Origin of the sequence: Paracoccus simplex (genome assembly GCF_042648325.1) — a bacterium.
Taxonomy (GTDB): domain Bacteria; phylum Pseudomonadota; class Alphaproteobacteria; order Rhodobacterales; family Rhodobacteraceae; genus Paracoccus; species Paracoccus simplex.
The window spans coordinates 1-3430 of sequence record NZ_JBHRXE010000024.1; the positions used below are offsets into that span (position 1 = coordinate 1).

General features: G+C 70.8%; 3 protein-coding genes and 2 pseudogenes. 4 read left to right on the forward strand and 1 reads right to left on the reverse strand.

Annotated features, from left to right (window positions below):
* Positions 1–197 (reverse strand): annotated as a pseudogene (locus ACFOMP_RS10120) (hypothetical protein); the annotation flags it as partial.
* A 321-nt stretch (positions 198–518) separates the two neighbouring features.
* On the opposite strand from ACFOMP_RS10120, the gene infC reads away from it, so the two are divergent.
* From infC to ACFOMP_RS10140, 4 genes and pseudogenes are all read left to right on the forward strand, one after another.
* Positions 519–971 (forward strand): translation initiation factor IF-3, encoded by a 453-nt coding sequence (gene infC / locus ACFOMP_RS10125; RefSeq protein ID WP_449302609.1) that lies wholly within the window; start codon positions 519–521, stop codon positions 969–971.
* A 9-nt stretch (positions 972–980) separates the two neighbouring features.
* The gene (gene dut / locus ACFOMP_RS10130; RefSeq protein ID WP_289895685.1) at positions 981–1457 is read left to right on the forward strand and encodes a dUTP diphosphatase; all 477 of its coding nucleotides are present in this window, start codon (positions 981–983) and stop codon (positions 1455–1457) included.
* Positions 1458–1469: 12 nt separating this feature from the next.
* Complete coding sequence (locus ACFOMP_RS10135; protein ID WP_379030032.1) at positions 1470–2648, forward strand: HesA/MoeB/ThiF family protein; 1179 nt, start codon at positions 1470–1472, stop codon at positions 2646–2648.
* A gap of 32 nt (positions 2649–2680) precedes the next feature.
* Positions 2681–3430 (forward strand): annotated as a pseudogene (locus ACFOMP_RS10140) (peptidase M3); the annotation flags it as partial.

Sequence of the window (3430 nt, forward strand, 5' to 3'; positions counted from 1 at the left end):
GCGGCCGCATTGGCCTTGTCCTGCGCCGTGCCCCGCGCGGCGGGCGCATCCTCGGCGACGGGCGGGGTGGCGGCTTCGGGGGTCGCCTCGGGTGCCGGCATCTGCGCGGGCGTCGGTCTGAAGGCCCCCTCGCGCCAGAACCAGGCCGCAGCGGCGGCGGCGGCAAGCACGACGATCAGGACAAGGAACTTCTTCATGCGGGTCTCCGTCAGGGCAGCGGCGCAAACGCATCTATGCCATGTCGCGGGCAGGGGGAAAAGCATCCCGGCGGCACACGCGCTGCGCGGCCGCTCACGCCTGCGTCAACTGGGGCGCGAAACCGCGATCCATCCAGCCGAAACCTTGGCGCCCGACTGCGAATCCGGTTGAAAACGCGACCCTGCAAGACTATTTAACCGCGCAAAACCTCTGGCCATACAAGGAAGACAGCCATAGCCCGCAGACCGCATAACGCTCCGCCCACCCGTGACACCGGCCCCCGCGTCAATGAACGCATCCGAGTCGCCGAGATCCGCCTGATCGGCGCGGATGGCGAAAACGTCGGCGTCGTGACCCCCGCCAAGGGGATGGAGCTTGCGCAGGAGGCCGGGCTGGACCTGGTCGAGATCTCGCCCAATGCCGTGCCGCCGGTCTGCAAGATCATGGATCTCGGCAAGTTCAAATATGAACAGCAGAAGCGCGAGGCCGAGGCCCGCAAGAAGCAGAAGATCATCGAGATCAAGGAGATCAAGTTCCGCCCCGGGACCGATACCCATGATTACGACGTGAAGATGCGTTCGGTGATGAAATTCCTGGGCGAGGGCGACAAGGTCAAGGTGACCCTGCGCTTCCGCGGCCGCGAGATGGCGCATCAGCAGCTGGGACTGGAGCTTCTGGGCCGGGTCGCCGCCGATGTGGGCGAGGCCGGCAAGGTCGAATCGATGCCCAAGCTGGAAGGGCGTCAGATGGTCATGATGATCGCTCCGAAATAAGGCAGGGTGATGGCGGCCGAGGTGACGATTCTGGTTCTGCGCGAACCGGGCGCCGATCCGGCGCTGCCCTTGCCCGAATACCAGACCCGCGGCTCGGCCGGTGCCGACCTGCGGGCCGATCTGGGCGGGGCCGGGATGAACGGGGCCAAGCTGGTGCTCGAGCCCGGCCAGATCCGCCTGGTGCCGACCGGGCTGCGCGTGCAGATCCCCGCGGGCTACGAGATGCAGATCCGCCCCCGCTCCAGCCTGGCGCTGAAGCATGGCGTGACGCTGCCCAACACGCCGGGCACCATCGACAGCGATTATCGCGGCCCGCTGGGGGTGATCATGATCAACCTTGGCGCCGCGCCCTATGCAATCCACCACGGCGAACGCATCGCCCAGGCCGTCGTCGCCCCGGTGACGCGCGCGGCCTATGTGATGGCCGAGGCGCTGGACCAGACCGCGCGCGGCGAGGGCGGCTTCGGCTCGACCGGCCGGGGCTGACGGGGCGGGGCGGTGCCTGTCCTCATCCTTCTGCTGGTGCTGGTCTGGCTGACCGGCGGCTGGTGGCTTCTGGGCTATGGCGCGGTGCTGGGCTGGCTTTACTGGCTGCGGTTGCGCGGCTGGCTGCTGGGCCTGGCCGCCGTCCTGCTGTGGCTGGCGGTGGCCGGCGCGGTCCAACGCTGGCCGGACAACGCCTTTTCGCGTTTCGTGCAATGGTCCCCCCATGCGCTGATCTGGCTGCTGGCCGTGGCCCTGATCGGCGTCTCGGCCTGGCTGGCCCTGCGCCTGCTGCACCGCCACAGCGTCGCGCTGCCGCATAACGGGCCGGGGCTGGTGCCGGCGAAGCAGGCCGCAGCCGAGCCTTCGCCCGAACCCGCCGATGGGTCCGCGCCCGAATCCGGGGCCGATCCGGGCCCGCTCTCGGATGCGGAACTGGACCGCTACGCCCGCCATATCGTGCTGCGCGAACTGGGCGGGCCGGGACAGGCTGCCTTGCGCCGGGCGCGGGTGCTGGTCGTCGGCGCGGGCGGGTTGGGGGCGCCGGTCTGCCTTTACCTCGCTGCCGCCGGCGTCGGGCGGATCACCGTCGCCGACGACGACCGGGTCAGCCTGTCGAACCTGCAGCGGCAGGTGATCTTCCGCGCCTCGGACGACGGCGCGCTCAAGGCCGAGGCAGCGCGTGCCGCCATGCTGGCGCTGAACCCGCATGTCGCGGTCACGGCGATGAACCGCCGCATCACGGCCGAGGACGCCGCGCTGGTCGCCGACCATGATCTGGTCATCGACGGCACCGACAGTTTCGCCGCCCGCCAGGCCGTCAACGCCGCCTGCGCGCGGGCCGGCGTGCCGCTGGTCGCCGGTGCCATCGCGCAATGGGAAGGCCAGGTGACGGTCTGGGATCCCGGACACGGCGCGCCCTGCATGGCCTGCATCTTCCCGCAGGCGCCGGCCGCCGGTCTTGCCCCCGCCTGCGCCGAGGCCGGCGTGGTCGGACCCTTGCCGGGGGTGATCGGCTCGATGCTGGCGCTCGAGGCGATCAAGCTGATCGCCGGGGCGGGCGAGCCGCTGCGCGGGCGGATGCTGATCTTCGACGGGCTCTATGGCGAGAACCGGGTGATGAAAATCGCCCGCCGCGCCGATTGCCCGGTCTGTTCGGGGCTCGCGGGCTCTGGACATTTCCGGCAGGGCTGAAACACTCGCGGGCAACCGAACAGGAGGCTCGCATGAACCCCGAACTCACTCATTGGACCGGCCCGCTGGGGCTGCCGCGCTTCGACCGGATCCGCGACGAGGATTTCGCCCCCGCTTTCGACGTCTGTCTGAAACTGGCCGGCGACGCGGTCGAGACCATCGCCGCCAATCCCGAACCGCCGACCTTCCGAAACACCGTCGCGGCGCTGGAAACCGCCGAGGACCCCCTGAACCGGCTCTGCGCCGTCTTCTTCACCCTGACCGGCGTCGATTCCAGCCCGGCGCGCCAGGCGCTGCAACGCCAGATCGCCCCGCGGCTGGCGGCGCATGGCAGCAAGGTCAGCATGGACCCGCGGCTTTTCGACCGGGTCGAGGCGATCATGCAGGACAGGGACGGGCTGCCCCCCGAGGATCGCCGGCTGACCGAACTGAGCCTGCGCGGCCTGCGCCGGGCCGGGGCCGGCCTGACCGGCGCCGCGCGCCAGCGCATGGCGGCGATCCGCGAGCGTCTGGCCGTGCTCTCGACCGATTTCGCCCAGAACGTGCTGACCGACGAGCGGGACTTCACCCTGGCGGTGCCCGATGCCGGGCTGGCGGGGCTGCCGGACTGGCTGCTGCGCTCGATGCGGGCGGCGGCGCGCGAACGCGGCCTGCCCGGGCAGGTGGTGACGCTGAACCGCTCGCTGATCGTGCCCTTCCTGCAACATGCCGAGGACCGCGCCCTGCGCGAGGTGGCCTGGCGGGCCTGGACGGCGCGCGGCAGCGGCGCCGGCGCCGGCGGC

Bases quoted from the DNA above. Each gene is read 5' to 3' on its own strand.
- dut (WP_289895685.1), top strand. From the start codon at position 981: ATGGCGGCCGAGGTGACGATTCTGGTTCTGCGCGAACCGGGCGCCGAT.